The organism is Idiomarina sp. T82-3, assembly GCF_001577655.1.
GTDB lineage: Bacteria > Pseudomonadota > Gammaproteobacteria > Enterobacterales > Alteromonadaceae > Idiomarina > Idiomarina baltica.
Window position 1 is genome coordinate 42,455 of record NZ_LSBQ01000011.1, and the last position, 20,899, is coordinate 63,353.

Annotated in this window: 22 protein-coding genes; 12 read left to right on the top strand and 10 right to left on the bottom strand. The window is 46.4% G+C overall.

The window, feature by feature from the left end; genetic code table 11:
• The first annotated feature begins 49 nt into the window (after positions 1-49).
• Positions 50-1,480: a pyruvate kinase gene (gene pyk / locus AWU56_RS08230; RefSeq protein WP_006955835.1), complete on the top strand. Its 1,431-nt coding sequence runs from the start codon at positions 50-52 to the stop codon at positions 1,478-1,480.
• An 18-nt stretch (positions 1,481-1,498) separates the two neighbouring features.
• On the opposite strand, the gene AWU56_RS08235 is transcribed toward pyk, so the two are convergent.
• Genes AWU56_RS08235 through AWU56_RS08250 form a run of 4 tightly spaced genes read right to left on the bottom strand, consistent with a single transcriptional unit; the run spans position 1,499 to position 4,987 of the window.
• On the bottom strand, positions 1,499-2,347 hold the full coding sequence (locus AWU56_RS08235) for a DUF6279 family lipoprotein (RefSeq protein ID WP_006955837.1): 849 nt from the start codon (positions 2,345-2,347) through the stop codon (positions 1,499-1,501).
• Positions 2,347-3,171 (bottom strand): LytR/AlgR family response regulator transcription factor, encoded by an 825-nt coding sequence (locus AWU56_RS08240; protein WP_006955839.1) that lies wholly within the window; start codon positions 3,169-3,171, stop codon positions 2,347-2,349. Before AWU56_RS08240 ends, AWU56_RS08235 begins: the two co-directional genes overlap by 1 nt.
• Positions 3,168-4,253 (bottom strand): sensor histidine kinase, encoded by a 1,086-nt coding sequence (locus tag AWU56_RS08245; protein ID WP_006955840.1) that lies wholly within the window; start codon positions 4,251-4,253, stop codon positions 3,168-3,170. The genes AWU56_RS08240 and AWU56_RS08245 overlap by 4 nt, the downstream gene beginning before the upstream one ends.
• Before the next feature lie 32 nt (positions 4,254-4,285).
• On the bottom strand, positions 4,286-4,987 hold the full coding sequence (locus AWU56_RS08250; RefSeq protein ID WP_006955841.1) for a flagellar brake domain-containing protein: 702 nt from the start codon (positions 4,985-4,987) through the stop codon (positions 4,286-4,288).
• A gap of 78 nt (positions 4,988-5,065) precedes the next feature.
• Between AWU56_RS08250 and AWU56_RS08255 the strand changes: the two genes are divergently transcribed.
• Positions 5,066-6,841: a M61 family metallopeptidase gene (locus AWU56_RS08255; protein ID WP_272978823.1), complete on the top strand. Its 1,776-nt coding sequence runs from the start codon at positions 5,066-5,068 to the stop codon at positions 6,839-6,841.
• Here the strand turns inward: AWU56_RS08255 and AWU56_RS08260 are convergent.
• The 3 genes from AWU56_RS08260 to AWU56_RS08270 all read right to left on the bottom strand — a co-directional run bounded on the left by AWU56_RS08260 (position 6,838) and on the right by AWU56_RS08270 (position 9,285).
• Complete coding sequence (locus tag AWU56_RS08260) at positions 6,838-7,686, bottom strand: M23 family metallopeptidase (protein ID WP_006955843.1); 849 nt, start codon at positions 7,684-7,686, stop codon at positions 6,838-6,840. The two genes, AWU56_RS08255 and AWU56_RS08260, sit on opposite strands and share 4 nt — an antisense overlap.
• Positions 7,679-8,560 carry a 6-carboxytetrahydropterin synthase gene (locus AWU56_RS08265; protein WP_006955844.1) on the bottom strand — a complete coding sequence of 294 codons (882 nt, stop codon included), beginning with the start codon at positions 8,558-8,560 and terminating at the stop codon, positions 7,679-7,681. The genes AWU56_RS08260 and AWU56_RS08265 overlap by 8 nt, the downstream gene beginning before the upstream one ends.
• 77 nt (positions 8,561-8,637) lie before the next feature.
• Positions 8,638-9,285, bottom strand: coding sequence for a LysE family translocator (locus tag AWU56_RS08270; RefSeq protein WP_050749996.1), 648 nt, complete (start codon positions 9,283-9,285; stop codon positions 8,638-8,640).
• A 66-nt stretch (positions 9,286-9,351) separates the two neighbouring features.
• On the opposite strand from AWU56_RS08270, the gene AWU56_RS08275 reads away from it, so the two are divergent.
• The 9 genes from AWU56_RS08275 to AWU56_RS08315 all read left to right on the top strand — a co-directional run bounded on the left by AWU56_RS08275 (position 9,352) and on the right by AWU56_RS08315 (position 17,752).
• Positions 9,352-10,251, top strand: coding sequence for a LysR family transcriptional regulator (locus AWU56_RS08275; protein WP_006955846.1), 900 nt, complete (start codon positions 9,352-9,354; stop codon positions 10,249-10,251).
• A gap of 11 nt (positions 10,252-10,262) precedes the next feature.
• Positions 10,263-10,736, top strand: a complete 474-nt coding sequence (locus AWU56_RS08280; RefSeq protein ID WP_272978817.1) for a GNAT family N-acetyltransferase — start codon at positions 10,263-10,265, stop codon at positions 10,734-10,736.
• Between the two features lie 2 nt (positions 10,737-10,738).
• Entirely contained in the window at positions 10,739-11,971 is a 1,233-nt protein-coding gene (locus AWU56_RS08285) for a permease (RefSeq protein WP_272978816.1), read from the top strand.
• Complete coding sequence (gene alkB / locus AWU56_RS08290; protein ID WP_286682218.1) at positions 11,971-12,600, top strand: DNA oxidative demethylase AlkB; 630 nt, start codon at positions 11,971-11,973, stop codon at positions 12,598-12,600. The genes AWU56_RS08285 and alkB overlap by 1 nt, the downstream gene beginning before the upstream one ends.
• Before the next feature lie 64 nt (positions 12,601-12,664).
• Positions 12,665-13,192, top strand: a complete 528-nt coding sequence (locus AWU56_RS08295; protein ID WP_272978812.1) for an acyloxyacyl hydrolase — start codon at positions 12,665-12,667, stop codon at positions 13,190-13,192.
• 23 nt (positions 13,193-13,215) lie between these two features.
• Positions 13,216-14,007 carry a 2,5-didehydrogluconate reductase DkgB gene (dkgB, locus tag AWU56_RS08300; RefSeq protein WP_272978810.1) on the top strand — a complete coding sequence of 264 codons (792 nt, stop codon included), beginning with the start codon at positions 13,216-13,218 and terminating at the stop codon, positions 14,005-14,007.
• Positions 14,008-14,528: 521 nt separating this feature from the next.
• A complete protein-coding gene (locus tag AWU56_RS08305; RefSeq protein ID WP_272978808.1) occupies positions 14,529-16,505 on the top strand; it encodes a protein-disulfide reductase DsbD family protein in 1,977 nt (658 codons plus the stop codon).
• Positions 16,498-16,998, top strand: coding sequence for a protein disulfide oxidoreductase (locus AWU56_RS08310; protein ID WP_006955854.1), 501 nt, complete (start codon positions 16,498-16,500; stop codon positions 16,996-16,998). The genes AWU56_RS08305 and AWU56_RS08310 overlap by 8 nt, the downstream gene beginning before the upstream one ends.
• A 25-nt stretch (positions 16,999-17,023) precedes the next feature.
• Positions 17,024-17,752 (top strand): thioredoxin domain-containing protein, encoded by a 729-nt coding sequence (locus AWU56_RS08315; protein ID WP_272978806.1) that lies wholly within the window; start codon positions 17,024-17,026, stop codon positions 17,750-17,752.
• 46 nt (positions 17,753-17,798) lie between these two features.
• Here the strand turns inward: AWU56_RS08315 and AWU56_RS08320 are convergent, their stop codons facing one another.
• Positions 17,799-18,104 (bottom strand): hypothetical protein, encoded by a 306-nt coding sequence (locus tag AWU56_RS08320; RefSeq protein ID WP_006955856.1) that lies wholly within the window; start codon positions 18,102-18,104, stop codon positions 17,799-17,801.
• A gap of 160 nt (positions 18,105-18,264) precedes the next feature.
• Between AWU56_RS08320 and AWU56_RS08325 the strand changes: the two genes are divergently transcribed.
• A complete protein-coding gene (locus AWU56_RS08325) occupies positions 18,265-19,296 on the top strand; it encodes a serine hydrolase domain-containing protein (protein WP_286682219.1) in 1,032 nt (343 codons plus the stop codon).
• Here the strand turns inward: AWU56_RS08325 and AWU56_RS08330 are convergent.
• Complete coding sequence (locus AWU56_RS08330) at positions 19,293-19,802, bottom strand: energy transducer TonB (protein WP_006955858.1); 510 nt, start codon at positions 19,800-19,802, stop codon at positions 19,293-19,295. The two genes, AWU56_RS08325 and AWU56_RS08330, sit on opposite strands and share 4 nt — an antisense overlap.
• A gap of 198 nt (positions 19,803-20,000) precedes the next feature.
• Entirely contained in the window at positions 20,001-20,882 is an 882-nt protein-coding gene (locus tag AWU56_RS08335) for a LysR family transcriptional regulator (RefSeq protein ID WP_286682220.1), read from the bottom strand.
• Positions 20,883-20,899 lie beyond the last annotated feature (17 nt).

Consider the following 20,899-nt stretch of genomic DNA (forward strand, 5'->3'; position numbering starts at 1 on the left):
ACTGTGTTAGACTTAACATCTAATCACTTTCAGCTGCTCGGAGTTTTACATGTTGCGCCGTACAAAGATCGTTACCACCCTAGGTCCTGCTACTGATGACCCTAGTGTTCTTAAATCACTTATACAAGCAGGTGCTAATGTAGTACGTCTAAACTTCTCTCATGGTTCGGCGGACGACCATATCAAACGTGCTGAAATGGTTCGTAAGCTATCCGCTGAATTAAAAGCACATGTCGCTATCTTAGGTGATCTGCAAGGCCCAAAGATACGGGTAGCACGCTTCAAAAACGACAAAGTCACACTTTCGCAGGGTGAAAAGTTTACCCTCGATGCCCAGTACGATAGCCAATCGGGTGATGAGCACATTGTCGGACTTGATTATAAAGAACTACCACATGACGTTGAGCCGGGTGACATCCTCCTACTGGATGATGGCCGAATTCGTTTGCAAGTTGAACGTATCGATGGGTCTGCTGTACATACGCTGATCGTTGTTGGCGGTCAGTTATCGAATAATAAAGGTATTAATCGACTCGGTGGCGGACTCTCTGCAAAAGCACTGACAGAAAAGGACTTAGAAGACATAAAAACAGCCGCACAAATCGGTGTGGATTATTTGGCAGTCTCTTTTCCTCGTAGCGGTGACGATATTAACGAGGCGCGTCAGCTATTACGTGCGGCAGGCGGGAATGGCGTACTTTGTGCCAAAATTGAACGTGCAGAAGCCGTCGCATCGGAGCACGCGTTGGATGAGATTATAAGAGCATCCGACGCTGTGATGGTTGCACGGGGTGACTTAGGTGTCGAAATTGGCGACGCACAACTCGTCGGTAAACAAAAACTGATAATTAGTCGGGCACGCCAACTCAATAAAGTCGTTATTACGGCAACCCAAATGATGGAGTCCATGATAGAAAATCCGATGCCAACCCGCGCAGAGGTGATGGATGTTGCCAACGCAGTGCTAGATGGCACAGATGCCGTGATGCTATCTGCTGAAACGGCGGCAGGCAAACATCCAGTTGCAACCGTAAAAGCAATGGCTGAAATCTGTCTGGGTGCAGAAACGCATCCAAGTGCCCAACTTAAACATCACGATTTAGAAGAACATTTTTCAAGTATTTCCGAGGCGGCGGCCATGTCCGCAATGTATGCAGCCACCCACCTAACGGGTGTAAAAGCAATTATCGCACTCACGGAATCCGGATTTACGGCTAAATTGATGTCTCGTATTACCTCTCATTTGCCTATTTTCTCGCTATCTCGTCACTCGGGTAGTCGTCATAAGTGTGCATTGTACAGAGGCGTATACCCTATTCAATTTGACTCAACCGAATCAAAAAATCCGATATTAGACGCGATTGCGGTAATAAAGGGTTTGGGGCATGTTGCAAAAGGTGATCTCGTTGTGCTTACACACGGCGATGTCATGGAAACCGTTGGCTCAAGCAATACCTGTAAAGTTATCGAGGTTCAGTAAGCTGACCGCACTTCGGCGTCACGCGCCGAAGTGCGCCTCAATGTCACGACATAACTCGATATATTCATCAAGCTGCTCGATGAGGTTCTCGCGTTGCTCTTGCGTTAGATTTCCACTGAGCTTGGCAAGATAACGATGGCGAATCGTGCTTTTTGCGCGGCGATTATCCTGCTGGGCCTCTGATAACATTTGTTCAGGGTCCGTAATCAGCGACTTTATCACCTTAGCCTGCATAGGCGATGCTAATAGTGCCTGTTTGAAACTATCGAGCCAACGCTGGCGGTAAGCTAACCAATCATACTCATTAGGAACAGCGTCAGACTCAGATACCCAGGATTTGACCAACTGGCGCTGTTCATCGGTGAGTGAGCCTAGCCGCTCTTCCAAAGCCTCTTGACGACGCTTAACGCGATCATAAGAAGCAAATAAGTCATCGCCCTCTTCCGCTTCTTCCTCGCGCTGCTCATCAAGCTTTTCTTGCATCGAGGTAATTAACTGCTGCTTTTGATCAACTGAGAGCTCATTCAGAAACGCAGTATGCGCCGCTATTTGGTCCTTAATCTGCTGCCAAAAATACCACGCATCGCTTTCAAGTTGTGCGATGAGTTCCTTATCGACTGTGTCTTCAGCAAGCGCCTGCCGCAAACTTTGTAAACGCATTCGATACTGAGGAATTTGTTGGGTAGCGTGCCACTGGTGCAACTCATCGATAATCCTCGATGCGCGCGTTTGTTGGTCATCAGTTAATTCAACATAATCATCGAGTTGCCACTCGATAAAAGTGTCTAAATAACGATAACCAAACTGTGCGGTACAGCCTATTAGCAACGCAGATAAACAAAGTACTGCCGTATAAATTCGACGCATTAGTTTAAGATAAGTTGTTTGATCCTATCTTTGTAACTACGGCTGACTTTTAGTTTTTGACCATTCTTAAGCGAAATATGATATTCACCATTCTGACGCGTGCACAATTTTTCGACTTGGTTCACATTAACGATGGCAGAACGATGGATGCGCTGAAATAAATGAGGATTTAATTCTTTTTCAAGCTCTTTCATGGTTCGACGAAGAATAAACGTTTCCCCGCTCGCATGAATACACATGTAATCACCCGCCGCATCAACCCACTCAATAGCATTCACGGGTACTCGCGTGATCTCGCCACTGTCTTTAATCGCAATGTGTTCCGGGTAACGACTCATCGGAACGTCGTCACCGCTTGCTAAACGCTCCAGAATAACATCACAGTCTTCGCCAGTAACCTCGGCGACCAAGTTGACTAATTTCTGCTGCGTCGCATCGAACTCATTGGGTTCTAATTCTTGCTTCACTCGCTCGATAGTCTCTACTAAACGTTCTTCATCAACAGGTTTAAGCAAGTAATCCAGAGCACGCACTTCGAAAGCACGTATCGCGTATTGGTCGAACGCCGTAACAAACACAATCGCGGGTAACGTCGGCATACATTGTTGCAAAGACTTTAGCACATCAAACCCGTTCAAACCGGGCATCTGAATATCCAAAAATACAATGTCGGGCTTCAACGCACTGATCTCAGCAACCGCTTCGCGACTGTTCCCCTGATGCCCTACCAACGTGATTTCGTCAAATGATTCTAATCGGATCGCCAGTCCTTTACGTGCTAAAGACTCATCGTCCACGATGTAAGCAGTAAAACTACGACTCATACACTCTCCAACGTTTCAAAAGGCAATACGATCTCAACACATAAGCCTTGTGGTTCATTTTTTGTCATACTGAACGTAAATTCATCACCGTAGAGCGCGGCTAATCGCTCGCGTGTGTTTTTAAGACCCACGCCTGCATTCTTCATCAGCAATTCAGGCTGTTCAGGAGCATGAGGTCCATTGTCACACAATTGCACAATTAAGCGATTGCGCTCAACGTAAGCCTTTAGTGATAATACGCCTTGTTCCTCAGTTTTAGCAATTGCATACTTAATAGCATTTTCAATTAACGGCTGAAAAAGTAAACTCGGCACCAATGCCCGTTTAGCCTCATCACTCACATCTATCAGGATCTCTAAGCGCTCATCAAAGCGCACTTTTTCGATATCGAGGTACAACATCAACGCCTCGACTTCCTTTTTTAAGGTGATCTTCTTAATGGGATCGTTGTCGAGCGAGAAACGCAAGAAATGACTCAAGCGGTTAACCATCTTATTGGCGATAGCTGTATCTTGGACCAAGATCAGCGTAGAAATTGCATTAAGACTGTTGAACAAAAAGTGGGGGTTGAGTTGATAACGCAACATTTTCAACTGCGCTTGGTGCGCCATTGAGGAAGCCATCAGCGCCTTCTGTTTTTCGTTTTGCAACATACGGTAATATTTAATACCAAAATATAAGCCACTCCAGCTCAATACGATGTAGAACTTGGCTATATTATTTTTAAAATAGGCAAGATGACTGTCTGGTGTAAAACCAAACTTATAAATCTCCCAATATGTCGCGTTATCGACCACGGCCCAGAGACACGCGGTAATGTAACTTGCAAGAATAACAACAAACATTAATAACAGTGGATGCCATTCCCAAACGCGTTGGTAAAAATACCGTAACGGAAGCGTAAGCAAGAAACCAGAGTAAGCCCCTAAGACAAGTACAACACCATATATATCGCGCATTTCATGCATTAAGGAACCGATATAATTGACTAATGCATACCCTGCCCATCCGCCGAATTGCAGTAGCCAAAAGCCGCGGTCCGAACTTGGAAACCATGATTTGCTGAGCAATGATTTTAACAACCTTGAAACCTTCTCGTTGAGCGAGCTATAAGTTAGGACTGCGACCGCGAGAGCGCATCAATATCCACTAAGCTGCCGGAAAACAAGCTGTTAATAGCCTCTTTTTGCTGACTATTAAACTGAACACCTAGCGTCGTTTCAGTTTCTGCAGCCTTTACTTGACGTACAATACTTCCCAATTCAACAGTGTTGCCAGACTTCTGATTAACCGTAATGTTAACCCGCTGTCCTGTCTCCCATTTAATCGGACTGGCGGTATCGTCGGCAGCCGCTTCGGCGTTGACGTACTGTAATTTACACCCGGTTTCAGAAACATCGAGAATAATAGCTTCAACGGACGCATCCACCGAATTATCTTCAGACAAACGCGATACCTTGCAAGGTAAGTAAGCGTCAAAGCGTCGACCCTGACGAATAACGCGACTTTCAACCTGCTTAGGCCAGTCTAAAAACAACATTTTGGTTGGGTGGGCGACGACAAAGTCAATATCACTTCTAAACGCACAAATTTCGCCGTTTTCGTTCTCAAGAACAAAGCGAACAATAATCGGAACGCCCTCGTAAAGATGCTCCCGTAACTCTCCATAACGCCTAGAATCAGGCATATTGACAATGAACCAACGTCCTAAAACAGCACCGATAAACTCGGTTTGAAAACGTGCCGGTACATTGAGACCAGAAATTTGTATTTCAACTTTCTGCCCTACCGTCAACTGCTTGATTTTTGCTGCCATGCAATCCCCTACTAATAAAATCAAGTATGCTAATATGTTCGCTATAAGTCATTGACTGTCAAGCAAAGGAGTATCCGTTTGATCCATTATCAGATTACCCCAATTGACCCCAAAGGTCATTTATTTGAGGTCTCGCTGCATATTGAAAAGCCCGATCCCAATGGTCAAGAACTTTGGCTACCTAATTGGATACCGGGAAGTTATCTCATACGCGACTTTAGCAAACATATCGTCGGTATCTATGCAGAAAGCGATGGACGTTCCCTTAAGCTCGATCAAATCAGCAAAAACCGCTGGCGCCTTGAATCCTCGGAGCATGCTATTCAGGTAAAGTACCAAGTATACGCGTTCGACCTCTCCGTGCGAAGCGCTTATCTTGACGAACTACAAGGCTTTTTCAACAACACATCACTCTGTCTTGCCGTCGCCGGGCAAGAGCAAAACCCTTGTCGCTTGAGCCTCGAGCCAAGCGATGCCATCGCACACTGGCGTATTGCAACCGGTATGCCGCGCGTATCCGGAAATGCGCACGGTTGGGGTGAATTTGAAGCGGAAAACTACGATAAATTAATCGACTATCCTTTCTTGCTCGGTGAACTGACCATTGAAGAGTTTATTGCCCATGGAATAAAACACTCGTTAGTACTGAGCGGCCGACACAAAGCCGATACTTCGCGCATCACCGCTGACCTAGCGCGTATTTGTGAATATCAGCTAAAAATGTTTGGCGAACCCGCACCCTTTAAGCACTACACATTCTTAACCATGGTCGTAGGCGATGGATTTGGCGGACTTGAGCACAACAACTCGACTGCGCTGGTGTGCAGCCGCAAGGACCTCATTAAACCTGGGCAGACTAAGGTAGACGATAACTATGAGACGTTTTTAAGCTTATGCTGCCACGAGTATTTCCATAGCTGGAATATTAAAACGCTGAAGCCTAAAGCTTTTATTCCCTACCCGCTGGAGCAAGAAACCTACACAGAACAACTGTGGTTCTACGAGGGCATGACCTCATATTTTGATGATTACCTACTTCATCGTGCCGGCATTATTTCTGCTGATCGTTATTTACGTTTGCTGGGCAACACCTTGGCGCGTGTTGAACGCGGTGTCGGACAGCATCAACAATCCGTGACTGAATCGAGCTTTTTAGCTTGGACCAAGTTCTACCAACAGAATGAAAACGCGCCCAATAGCATTGTTAGTTACTATGCTAAAGGGGCTCTTATCGCCTTGTGTTTGGACTTAACCATTCGTCTACAAAGCGATCATCAACTCGATTTACAGCAAATAATGCATGACTTTTGGCATCGGTACGGTAAAACCGGCGAAGGTACTGAAGATCACACTTTTTTCGAATACTTGAGCCACTATACAGCCCTTGACGTGAATGAGTTCCTTCACGACGCTTTATATTCTCGTGAGCAACTGCCCGTGTCAGAGCTGTTAGAGAATTTTGGCGTAAAGGTGTCACGACATGTGCCCGCCAACGACTTACAAAGTAACGGCAAATTACCCGAAAAGTCCGCTAAAGTGACCTTAGGAGCGCGTTACAAAAACCATCCTCAAGGATTGGAGTTAACGCAGGTATACCACGATGAAAGCGCTTATGAAGCAGGGTTATCAGCCAATGACCGCTTAATAGCCATCGACCATCTCCAAGTTACCAGCGATAACATCAACGAAATATTAGATGCATTCAAGCCGGGCGATAGCGTTACTGTGCACGCCTTTAGACGTGACGAATTGCGAACATTAAAGCTGACTTGGCAAGCACCTAAGAAAACAAGCTACGTGCTTTCTATCACGCAGCCTGAGTATCTTAATGATTGGTTGAAAACCAACCTTTAGTTATTTACGAGAGGATATAGCTGGGGTAATAGTGCAGGATCGAGGCGCTCATTGCCCCAGTTTACGCGCCAATCAAGGTGTGGGCCCGTGGCGCGGCCCGATGCGCCTACTTCACCAATCTTTTCACCCTGCTGAATGGTATCACCGACCTCAACCGAGAGCTTGCTTAGGTGCAGGTACGTGGTATTCACACGGTACCCATGATCGATAATGAGTGTGCCACCTGAATAGAACAAATCAGGTTCTGCTAGCGTCACCACACCACTCCAAGGCGCGTAGACGGGGGTTCCAGTCGGTGCGGCAATATCTTCGCCATAATGAGGGCGGCGAGGTTCACCATTATAGAATCGCTGTGAACCATAAACACCACTGATACGCCCTTCCGCAGGCTTACGTACCGGGGTCATAAAGTCCATTCGTTTCGAGTCAGTTTGGCGAGCACGCCATACTTTAGCTGCTTCAGCCTTGGCGCGTTTAACCTGCTCGGGATCCGGGGTGACTGTTTTTTGCGGCACACCTTCAACTCGATCAATCTTGTATTCGCGTTTGCTTAAAGTCAGATTAATCGGTGTTTTTTCTGAGCCTTCAACCACTTCAAGGGTTTGATTTAACGCAGCATCGCGACCAAAACCAATAACAAAGTAACCATCATCACTGATATCAAGGCGCTCACCTTGATAAACTACCTCTGAGTTGGGCTCAACTTGACCGATCAGCAACGCCCCCTGAGTCAACTCGCCGTACCATGTCACGGGTGTCTCTTCCTGAGCCGCTTTAGCTGCGCTGCCAAACGCAATACTCACTATCGATAATAGTGGGATAATCACTTTGAAACGGTTAAGCATAAGCAATTGCTCCTTTGCCTACTCCCTCGAACGCTCTAACCCGTACACGTTGCTCAGGATGGTCTTGTTTGATTTTTGCAGCAATAAACTCTGCAATACACTCCACCGTAGAGTCCGAATCAATAAAATCGTTCTCACTCTTAGGTACGATCAATTCAAACAAGCCTTGATCAGCAACATAACTGTAACCCACATGAGTCGCTTCACTCAGCTGCTTAGCCGATTCTGACCGCTGTAACCGTTTAATCTCTGCTTTGTCTTCTTCTGAACCAATGTAAATATCAGCCCATCGCTCAGACCATTGTTTCTCGAGCACTGGTTGACGAATATTATCCAACGCAATTTGAATTTTTGAACGGTGACCGTGAGCGATACGCTGGCAGTTACCGTCATGCTTCTTGAGCCCATGCGTATAATGATAATAGAAGCCATCGATTGCTTCGGGGCGCAGCGACAAGCGCAATCCTTGTACGTTACCGGGCAATTCGCGTTTTATTACTGCGCGTAAGTAGTCGGTCACGGTCAGTGCATCCACTTTTTCCGCATCGATATAAGCAAAGGCTTCAGCAGGACAAAATAGATGAATCGAGCGCCCTTCGGGACGCATAAAGTCAACCCAGTGAGACTCGTCGTCATCAGAGTGTGTGACACGTGTGTATGCGTGGCTACTCGGTACCAGTAGCTTATGATCAACTGACCGATCAATAATCGCTTTGATCTGCTTCTTCACGCGACCAAAATCAAGCACCATCGACTGTTCATTAAGTGAGCCATCGAGCTCAATATCTACAATCCAGCTTTCGCCCACGATGCCGCGCTCGGCACATAGGTAAGAACAATCAATCACGGTCAAATCATCTACAAATAACAGCATAGCTCTCGCTTACATCTCATAAAAATCGGTTCAATTATAACGCTATTCATTGGGTTACGCACCCAGTGCTCATCGGCTTAAACAATAATTTTCAGTTCGCTGAGTACATCAATGAATAAATGCACAGCGAGGGCAATCAATAACACACCCATGAGTCGATCAACCCAGTGCATGTAACGCCACACGCGTTTAAATACGCGCTCCGACGACAGCACTCGGGACAGAAACAAAAACCATACGCCCGTGGCGAGAATTAAATAAATGGCATAGCTTAACTGCCAAGCAAATGGTGTGTCAGGGCTAATCACTACAGTAAACAATGTCAGAAAGAACAACGTTGCTTTGACATTCAACCCATTAGTAATAAAGCCCGTCATAAACGCGCGCCTTTCAGACGGACGTTGCGGGTCGTGCTCATGGGTGTCGGGCGCAGGTTTCGGTTTTGACTGCAATGCGCCCACGCCCATGTAGGCTAAATAGAGCGCACCCGCTGTCAAAATAGCTGCATATAACCACTGCGTTTGTTTAATAATAATGGCTACACCCACCAGTGAATAAGTCACATGCAAAATAATACCTGCGGCTACGCCCAAGCTCACAAACGCGCCGATTTTGCGACCGTAAGATAAGCTATAACGCGTCACCACCGCGAAGTCTGGACCAGGACTTGCAACGGCGAGCAGATGATAGGTGGCAATAGTAATAAACTCAGCCCAATAAGACACGACTTGCGCCTCCATGCAATTAAGGTTAACTTTTAGTTAATTCAAATTAAATAAAACTGGTCAACTATGAGCACTAAATCAAACTTATCGCTGAATGCTCTGCGCGTGTTTGACGTCGCGGCGCGTGCAGGCACCTTCAAACAAGCCGCTCAGCAGTTGGGCGTCACCCAAGCGGCTGTCACACGACAGATTCAGACACTCGAAAATCAGTTAGGCATGCGCTTATTTCAACGCGACAACCGTGTTCATGCACTAACGCCGGCGGGATTAGAGCTTGCCCCCGCACTCGAAAGTATTTTTCGCGAGTTAGATCACACCATACAACGTGCCCGCTCCACCGCGGATCATAACATTACCCGGCTTACACTGGCTATTAGTTCTGAGCGTCTACGTTACTGGCTACAAGATCGCCTTGCTGACTTTCACTCGATTTACCCACATATCCAACTCAGCTTTGTTCGTAGCGATGAGCAAGTCAATGATGCACAGCAAGCTGACTGGGCGAGTCAAATTCAACACGAAAACATTGATCTGCTTATCAGCCAAAGTCTTTTACGGGATACGCAAATACAGCAAACCACACTCTATAAACCGAGTTATGTCGCGATCAGCCCCGATGCAAATTGTGACTCGACTCAGGCAACGTGGTTTGTCGATAAGGCACACCCCATGCATCAACGAGTGATAGAACAGCACACAAACCGCACTCACCCGCTGACTATTAATCAATGTGCCGATACGACTATGGCGCTCGACTTGGCACACACATATCAAGGAGTGGCTATTGTCGATGAACAACTGACACAGCATCCATCATTATCAGACTGGCACACTTTGGGCAAAACTGAGTCGTCACGGAGTGTAGCTGTGTATGCGCAGTATCGTAAAAAGCGTCGCTATTCCGTTGCGCTCGTCGCGCTACTTAACTGGCTTAAGTTACAAGTCAAAGATATCGATGCATCCTAGGAGTCGCCAATATGCCCAATTCCAGCCTAAAGACTGAGCGCTTTAATTTAGATCGTCACGCGATTGCAAAGGTGGTATCTATCGAACAACAGCTCTACGATAACCTCGCCTATCCTGAACTATTGTTCTATCAGGCCGCACATCAATGGCCGAACTCTCAGTTTATTTGTCGTGATAACAATGACATCCTTGCGTATGCCATGTACGCGCCGGCCGAAAAGGCCAATACATTATGGTTGATGTCCGCCGCAGTAAAGCCAGGTTGCCAAGGCCGTGGCGTGGGCACAAAACTGTTAAGCGATAGTTTGCGTAGTTTAGATGAGCAGGGGGTGACATGTGTCCTTCTAAGCGTCGCCCCAAGCAACGCAGCCGCAATCAGCGTATACCAAAAACTTGGTTTCGAAGTTGTTAGAAAGGCTGAGCATTACCTCGGGCTGCGTGAACACAGACTCATAATGCAGAGGAAAATCACAAACAAGGATTAGCCATGAATTTTTTACAAGAGTGGGCAAATGCAGCACACACCAGTGTTGGCTTCTTTTGGATGGCCTTGTGGGCGTTCGCGCTCGGATATCTAATAAGTAGTCTTATTCAGGTCATGATCAGTCGTGGACATATGAAAAGCCTGATGGGTGACGACTCAGCTAAATCGATGACACTCGGCACTTTTTTTGGGTTTATTTCGAGCTCTTGCAGTTTCGCAGCGCTTTCAACAACGCGCGCTTTGTTTAATAAAGGCGCCTCCTTCCCCGCCTCCATGGCATTTTTACTTGCATCCACCAACCTCGTTATCGAACTTGGGTTCGTGATTGCGATCTTCTTGAGTTGGCAGTTTGTCGCAGGTGAATATATTGGTGGCGTGTTACTTATCGCTTTTGCTTGGCTATATATTAAGCTGACATCACCTACGGGTTTGATTAAATCGGCTCGCAAAAACGAAAACGCTGAAGATGAGGACAACTCAACGAAGCCATGGAGCGCCTTGCTGACACGCGAAACATGGCAACAAGTCGCAAAAAAATACCAAATGGAATGGCAGATGGTGTGGCAAGACGTGCTTCTTGGCTTCACTGCTGCGGGTATCATTTCCGCCTTTGTACCCAGTGAGTTTTTTAACTGGTTATTCCAAGGTTCTGGCGCCAATGTCGCTGACGCATCGTTTTTGGAAGTGCTACAACAGACCATTGTGGGTCCTTTAGCCGCGTTCTTCACCTTTATTGGTTCAATGGGTAACATTCCGCTCGCCGCAGTGCTATACGGTGAGGGAGTCGCCTTTGCGGGCGTCATGGCGTTTATATTCTCCGACTTAATCGTATTGCCAGTGTTGCGTATCAACGCTAAGTACTACGGTTGGAAAATGGCGTTATACATTGCCCTGATGTTATTCGTCTGTTTGGTATTAACCGCCTTAACGTTGCATTATGGCTTGTTTGCTTTTGACGCCCTGCCCGACCATTCCCAACAACAAAAAATCACCGAACGTGCGTTCTTCTCGGTCGACTACGGGTTCATTCTTAACCTGATCTTTTTAGCTGTGAGCGCGGGTTTAATCTATTTGACTCAGCGGCAGAAAAAGCAACATAACCATCACGAACACCACCATCATCATGATCACGACCATGGTAGCAGTAACTCATGGCGCGACTCTCTGATGAACGGTCTTTGTATTATTGCCGGCGTTTGGTTAATTGCAGGTCTGATACTGTATGGGACGCTTTAATGCCTCTGTTGGACGCGTCTGAACCCATTGAGTTTGCGCCTGGGGCATGGCTCTTTCCGAATCATGCCTCAGAACAGGCTGCGGATATACTGGTGGCGATACGTGAGTGTGTGCGTCAAGCGCCGCTTCGTCATTTTATGACGCCTGGCAATAAGACGATGTCAGTGTTGAGTAGTAACTGCGGTGATTTCGGGTGGGTTTCGGATAGCAAAGGCTACCGCTATCAAGCAACCGACCCCAAGTCAGATAAACCTTGGCCTGAAATGCCGTCGATTTTGCTTAATGACGCAACACAAGTCGCTGAACAAGCAGGCTACCCCGGATTTTTGCCTAATACCTGCTTAATAAATGTATACAAACCCAGTGCTAAAATGGGACTGCATCAGGATCGCGATGAGTCAGATCTTAGCCAACCGGTGGTGTCCTTTTCATTTGGCTTGCCCGCGCGTTTTATTTGGGCGGGTCAAACGCGCACAGGCTCAAAGCAGCGTATTCCCCTTAATCACGGTGATGTATTAGTTTGGGGCGGACCTAGCCGACTCAATTATCATGGAATTGATAAACTCGTCGAAGGCACCCACCCGCTCACGCAACAAACACGTGTGAATCTCACATTAAGAAAAGCTTAATTTTTTCTGATCCTTTTACATACAGTCACGTATGTATCATTACCTGTATGTGAGAGGAAGTAGTATGAGCAGTATCAAAACCGCGGCTGTCGCATTGGCAGCCGCAACCTTTTTATTACCTGTAAAAGCCGATGAATGGCACGTATCCGCTTCGTATTCCACCGACCAATTGCGTGGTGCACGAATTGGCTACCGCACTGAGAGTACGCAATTCAGCTTTTTAGATTGGGCAGGCAGCCCGCAAGTAAGTCTCGAGATGGGTCTCAATCATTGGCAGGACTCAAATGACACATCGGATAACATCACCGCATTGACCGTGTCACCTGTGTTCCAATGGCAATTGACCGAAAGCGCCACGCCACTCTATTTAGAGGCCGGCATCGGCGGTAGTTATTTTGATAAAACCCGTATTAGCGACCGCCGTTTATCAACACAATTTCAGTTTGAAGATCGCGTAGGATTGTCTTGGCAGTATAGCGCTAATAGTAAAGCAAGAATTACAGTACAGTACTCCCATTATTCTAATGCGGATATCGAAAGACCCAACGATGGATTGGACTTTTATTCGATTTATTGGGTACTACCTATATGAATAGCTTAACAAAGGAGGCGATTATGATTCCCCAGTTTGGTATGGGTACCTTTAGATTAGAAGGACAGGAACTCACCGACCTCGTTAGTGCTGCCATTGATATGGGTTACGAGCACATCGATACCGCGCAGTTTTACGATAACGAAGCCGATGTCGGTAAAGCACTCGCTCAACACACCAACAAGGACGTGTTTGTCACGACCAAAGTGTGGTACGAAAAGCTTGCCTATCAAGACGTGCTTGATTCGCTACAAGTGAGCCGCGATAAACTACAACGCGACACCATCGATCTTGCGCTGATTCATTGGCCCTCACCAAATGACGAAGTGCCTGTTGAGGAAACCCTAGACGCGCTGCAGAAAGCCCAGCAAGATGGGTTAATCAAGCACCTAGGTGTCTCCAATTTCACCATCGATTTGTTAAATCGTGCGGTTGCGCACGTGGGGAAAGATAAAATCCTCACCAATCAGATCGAGGTCCATCCATTCTTTCAAAACCATGCGATAACCGATGCCTGTAAGCAAATGGGTGTTAAAGTAACGGCTTATTTACCGTTGGCAAAAGGCGCTGTGATGGATAACTCAGTGATGCAAGATATTGCTGAGAAACACAATGTCTCGCCGGCACAAGTCGCTATTGCATGGCAGTTGGCGAATGACTATGTCGCGATTCCGTCAACCACCAAGGTGGAACATTTGAAGTCGAATTTTGATGCGCAAAACTTGAAGCTCGACCAAGATGACATGAAGGCAATCGCGGATATTGATAAAGACGATCGCCTCATCGATCCCGACTTCTCGCCTGACTGGGACTAACGAGTTCGTAAAAGGCAGTGTGCGCAGCACGCTGCCTATTGAACATCGCTTACGTTCTGGCACAATACAGTAAATAATACTGAATAGTCAGCGGTGCCATGACCCCCTTCTCTAAAACACAAAAGCCCTCTTTCATTGCGGTGTGTGTCGCACTCGCGGTGGTCTTTGTGTTGTGTTGGGGTAACCGTTTTAATCTAATTAATACCTGTCAGCTGAATGACCAACATAATTCAGTCACAGCATCGTTCGACACGAGTAATAAGACGCCTCAAGCGAGTCATAAACAGTGTGATCACGCCTCACACTTGCTAAAAGTCAGTCAATTAGATATCAGCGCAATGGCATTATTTGTTGCGTTTATTGGCTTTGTACTCTTTTCCAAAAGCGATACGCCAGCACCTAGCTATGCGAATCGATTCGTAAAGCCCAAACGAAGGTGCCACACCCTCTTCTGCTTATTTCTGGAATAGCTTCTTACGTTTGCTTCGAAAACGTATTTTTTAGCTATTTTAGGAGTATCAATGAACACAGCAAAATTTGTAGGCTACCTACGCTGGTTTAGCGTATGTTTAAGCCTTTTGATGTCACCGTTCAGCTGGGCACAAGGCTCAACTTCCACGGGTTGGTTAACGAGTCCCGATCACGACGCGGTCAAGGTCAAACTTGCAGTGACAGGCGAATTCAATCCCGAAACCCGCGTATTACCGGCACTGTTAACGGTGCAACTTAAAGATGAATGGAAAACGTACTGGCGAGCACCTGGTGAAGGCGGTATTCCACCGCGTATCGACTTGGCTTCGTCAAAAGGTATTGAACGCATCAACTGGCATTGGCCAACACCGAGTGAGTATTACGTACAATCCATTCGCACAGCCGGCTATAAACACCAAGTCACGTTTCCCCTCGAAATCGTTGTATCTGAAACAACTGAAAGTGCTCAGTTGGATGCTGTATTCACGTTATCGAGCTGCACGAATATCTGTGTGCTAACCGATTTTCCGCTGCAACTGAATATTGATGTTAACCAACTTACGCCAGACAGCGAACAGAGCTTTGCGTTTGCACAAGCAATGAGTCAAGTACCGCAGCCACTCCGCAGCGCGGAGGTGACGCGCGCTGACTACAACGCTGATGATCAACAACTGAGTTTTGTGTTATCGCGCACATCGCGCTGGGATTCGCCACAGGTGTTTGTGCACAGTGAAGATAAACAACTTGATGAAGTGGTTTTTAAACTCGTCCAACAGAAGGTGAGCGTTGATGGGAAGCGTTTAATCGCCAGGTTTAAAGCATCTCATTGGCTCGAGCTACCAGAACTCGTCAATCGACAAGTCAGCATCACCGTAAATGACGATCCATTCAGTGCGGTTTACACAACACAACTCGAACGGAGTAATAGCACGACAACGAATGACCCCCTCGATACTATGACTATTTGGGGGGCACTATTCGCCGCTCTGCTGGGTGGTTTAATTCTCAATATAATGCCCTGCGTCTTACCAGTCCTTGGAATCAAGGTGCAATCTCTGATCGCTAACAGCGACGCATCAGTGCGGCAGGTTCGGTATCAGTTTCTCGCCACAGCTATGGGTGTTATCAGCACCTTTATCGTTATTGGCGCTCTACTCGGCCTGTTAAAACTGAGTGGCGTGCGGATCAGTTGGGGAATGCAGTTTCAAAACCCCTGGTTTATCGCAGTACTGGCGTTCATTACATTGGCTTTTGCTATAAATTTGTTCGGGCTTTATCAGATCCGCCTCCCGCAGTGGCTCAATCAATGGGCGCTAAAGTCACAGCGTAGTTCGTTACTAGGTCATTTCAGTCAAGGCGTATTTGCCACTGTATTAGCAACGCCGTGTACTGCCCCCTTTTTAGGGACCGCGGTGGCGTTCGCACTAGGCGCGCCAATGTATTTGTTACTGCTGATATTCTTCGGGCTCGGTGTTGGTATGGCGCTGCCTTGGTTGTCCATCGCGGCATTTCCACAAACCCGTAAGTTGTTACCCAAACCCGGGCCGTGGCTGAAATGGGTGAAGCCGATATTTGGTGCCTTGTTGCTCGCCACAAGCGTCTGGCTATTCACATTGTTAACACCGTATTGGTTAAAGGCATCCAGCGAATCAACTTCAGCAGAGCAAACCAGCGAACGCCCTTGGCAAACGCTCTCGTTTAAGACGATTCATCAGGCGGTTACCCAAGGAAAAGTCGTATTTGTAGATGTCACAGCAGACTGGTGTATTACCTGTAAAGCCAATAAGCTCGGTGTACTTGAACAAGAGCCGGTGTACAGCGCGCTCGCAGCACCTGACCTGATTCGTATGCGCGGTGATTGGACCGTGCGAAATGATTATATCACTGACTATCTTCGCGCCTATGGACAATACGGCGTGCCATACAACCGAGTATACGGACCGGGCGCTCCCGAAGGGATTGAGTTACCCATCATCCTTACCAGCGATGCCGTAATGCAAGCCATCAAGGACGCGAGAAATGAATAAATGGGGTCTGAGATTTATTAAATTACTGGGTTACCTTGTTGTCGCCGCCGCGATCGCCTTCGGCGTCGACTTGTATCGTAACAATAACGTACCCACTACGTTGCCCGACGAATTAACACTCACAAGCCTGGCTGGCGAACCGCTATCAATAGCTAAGATGAGTGAAGAAGAGCCCGTGCTACTTTATTTCTGGGCGACCTGGTGTCCCGTGTGTCCAACGGTCTCGCCGACTGTAGACTGGTTAAGTGACGACTACAACGTCATTTCAGTGGCATTAAGATCAGGGCATAACACTAAGATTTCTGCTTATTTGGAGCAACAAGAACTGGGGTTTATAACGGTTAATGACACTCAAGGCGCGATCGCCCGCCAGTTCAATATCACCGCTACACCCACCATTTTAATTATTAATAACCATAAAGTGACTAGCGCCACCAGTGGCTTCACATCGCCACCGGGGATCCTAGCACGCTTGTGGTTGAGCAAATTTTAGAATTAACTTTTAAGATAAGGAATTAATGATGTTTAAACGAATGACACTCTTTATTGGTGCCGCTTTAATGAGCAATGCGATCAGCGCGCAATCACTCACCGATAAACAAGAAACGGATCTGGCACAAATCGAAACCATGCTCCGAGATAACCCGCAACTTATTGGAAATATGCGTCAGGGTTTAGAAAACTTTCTAGAGGAACAAAAAGCGCAAAAAGCGACCTACCAAGAATATAAGGACTGGCTTTTTGATACCTCTATACACCCTACTCTAGGCAATATTGATGCTGCGCATTCGATCGTCATTTTTACGGATTATAATTGTCCGTACTGCAAAAAGCTGGAGCCCAGTTTAGAGCGTTTAATTGAAGAATACCCATCGGTCAATGTCATTAATATCATTGTGCCGCTACGTCAACGCTCTGTTGATGGTATCAACACCAATGCAACTGAGTTTGGGCTGAGTGTTTGGTCGAATGCTTCCGATAGTTACTATGATGTGCATACACTGTTAATGAGCAAATCAGGAATGCATAACGCTGATTCACTTCGAGCAATCGCCGAACGCACGGAAACACAAGCGTGGTTGGAACACCCGCAAGCCAGCAAAGAAACGATTAAGAAGAACTTACAGACGTTTCAAGCGCTAGGGTTTCGTGGTACTCCTACCATCATGATTGGTGAACAGTGGATACCTGGTTTTATTCAGTATGGTCAGATCGAACAAATTGCCAAGCAAGAATTCGGTCTATAGATTGCTTTCTAAGGGGCTCCCATGCCCCTTTTTTTGGCCTTAGCCTTCAAGCTAGATTCATCAAATATCCGACAAGCCATGGCGCAATTGCACATAAACATAATAGACCGACTTTTTTCCAGCGAGCTTCTATATTACTTTTTAGACTGTAAAACACCGCCGCGTACGCAGTTACTATCGACCAGCCTATGTATATAAGTAACTCAGTCAGTGCCAACCCTAAATAGACTTCTCTCATCTCGCTGGATGACATTCCCCAACTGAGAATTAGCTGACCATAAACGATGACGGCAACGGTACCAATAATTGCAATCAAAGGCATCGCGTTCTTCTGCATAAACACTCGACTCATGTGCAAGCTCCTGTGTTATTAATTATTCATTGTAAAACGAACTAAGGTTTTTCGAATCGAAACAAGTCGATACATTTATTCTGTAGCGACAATAATCAATACTGAGTAAAGTCATACACTCAAACGGCTTTCTTAAACGATTATATACGGCGATAAGCACATGAATAAAAAAGCACTTTGGTCACTCCGCATAGCCTTACTCATCGGAACCGTGATATCTCTGTTTTTCGTACCTTGGCCACTTGTTAGCACTTGGCTTGCGCCACTCCCCAACACTATTCAGCAACAAATAGATGAAGCGACGCAAGACCATTTTGACGGAATGATTGTTTACGTTCAGCAAGGACAACAACCGGCAACGATATTCACCGCGGGGTGGCACGATAGAGCCAAGCAGTTGCCTGCCGAACCTAATGCGTTATTTAAGATCGCGAGTATCAGTAAGCTTTATGTAGCGCTAGCAACAACAAAGCTCATCAACAACGGTCAGCTATCCCTAAATGACTCGCTTAGCCAGCTGTTACCTAAAGTCAGTCAACACCTTCCAAACGCTAATGAAATTACGTTGCGAATGCTTTTACAACATCGGAGTGGACTTCCTAACTTCACAGATACGCCCAACTACTGGTCAAATCCACCCGCAACAGCGTCGGAAAAACTCGCACTTATTATGGATGAGCCCGCTGATTTTGCACCCGATTCCGATTATGCATATTGCAATACAAACTATTTACTACTTACCCAAATTATTAACCATACTGTGGGTTATTCGTATCAACAGTACATTACCGATCGCATTTTACAACCATTAGCACTTCAGAATACTTACTTCTCGCTCGACGCAATTAATATCAAGGATCTCATGGGTGGTTACTACGTCGGTGTACAACCTAATATAAAAGAAAATGACTATGGTTCGATGATTGCCAGTATTACCGATGTTGGGCGATTCATTCGAGCACTTAACGACGGCTCTGCATTTGCACCCGGCGAACAAGCGATTTATTCATCGGTTTACAAGTTCGAACACGGAGGCTTGATACCCGGCTATCAGAGCTTAGCCGAGTATCACCCAGACATCGATACGGTCGTTGTTCAGTTCGTAAACACAACCGATTTTGACGGATACGAATGGAACCTCTCGGAAATATACATAAACCGTATTGTGGACATCCTTAAAAAGAAGCCTTAACTGGCTTCTTTTTGTTTCGCAAACTTATCAATCGTATTGGCATCGACGTCACAAGCGGCTTTAAATTCTTCCGAACCTTCATTTTTACCCACCTTAAATACCGAAAAAATTCGGGTCGTGACAGGGGTACGTTCGACATTTTGTTCAGTCGGTTTAAAGCGAAGGTAATCTAAGCTCACGATAAGTGCTTTGGCAGCCGTTTCGTTCGGGTATGCATATTCAACTTTATGGCTTGCGACGCGTCCCTCGCTATTTATTGTATAGATAATTGAGGCACATCCATTTTGGTTGTTGCGTGCTAGTGAGCGTGAGTATTGATCAGACAACTTTAGTGTTTTTTCTTGCTCCTCAACGACCCAATAGTCGGTATAAGCCTGACCATCTTTTTCTTTGGTTAAGTCCAAAGCATATTCAGGCTCTTCAGGTAAGTCCCGCCCCATACTTTCACATCCAATTAGCCCGAGCAAACAAATTGCTCCCGAGAGCCCAAATGCCAACTTTTTCATTTTTATATCCTTATAATCTAACTAAGCTAACTAACTTAACAATAAATCATATCGTTTTGTTACCAAATATTAAAATATAGTAACGACAGGACCATTTATACTGATACCTGATTGGAGGACGACCTGGTAAATACAATTGACTTTAACGGATACGAATGGAATTTATCAGAAATCTACATTCATCGTATTGTTGAAATCCTAAAGTCGAAATCGCGGCGTAAAAAACGTTAAAAATGCGCTAATGCGCGACGATAACGCAGTGTTACGGTAATAAACGGCGTTTACACGCTCTCGCGGATTATCCGTTATATGATGATCGGACAACAATTTAACGAGGCGACCAGCTTTCAGATCATCAGCCACCATAAAATTCGACAAGCACGCCAGTCCATTGCCTTGCAACGCAAGTTGCCGCATCACCTCGCCGCTACTCACAGCAATATCGGGTTGCCAGAAACGTCCCTCATCTACTGGCCACACATTGAGCGTGTCGCTTTGCATAAAACCAATTTTTGTATGTTGCTCTAAGTCAGCTGCGTACTCAGGCTGACCAAACGCATGCAAATAATCAGGGCTGGCGACAATATGCAGTTGTGAACGCCCCAAGTAACTTGCGTGCATTGACGAGTCAGCGAGCGCGCCAATTCGAATGGCGAGATCCACGCGGCGCTCCATGAGGTCAATGAATCCTTCGGAGGCTGATAACTCAAGCATGATTCCTGGATACAACCTGCGAAACTCAGCAACATGAGGAGTAATTTGATGCAAATGGAAAGGCGTAGCCGCATCGACTCGAAGCCTGCCTTTGGGCTTGCCCTCCGCTTCAATTAGTTTTTGTTCCGCGAGTTCGAGTTGTTCGATGCCAGGACGAACCGCTTCAAGGTAGGCTTGCCCCTCGCTGGTCAGTTCCACCCGACGTGTAGTGCGCGTCAGTAGGGTTTGTCCCAGTTGCTGCTCTAACCGTTTAACAGCCCTTGAGCAGCGCGCAACCTCAATATCAAGTAACCGCGCCGCCTCACTAAAGCTCCCTACATCAGCAACCGCAAGAAACACGGCAATATCGTCAGATTTAGCTCTCATACAGCACCATTTTTGCA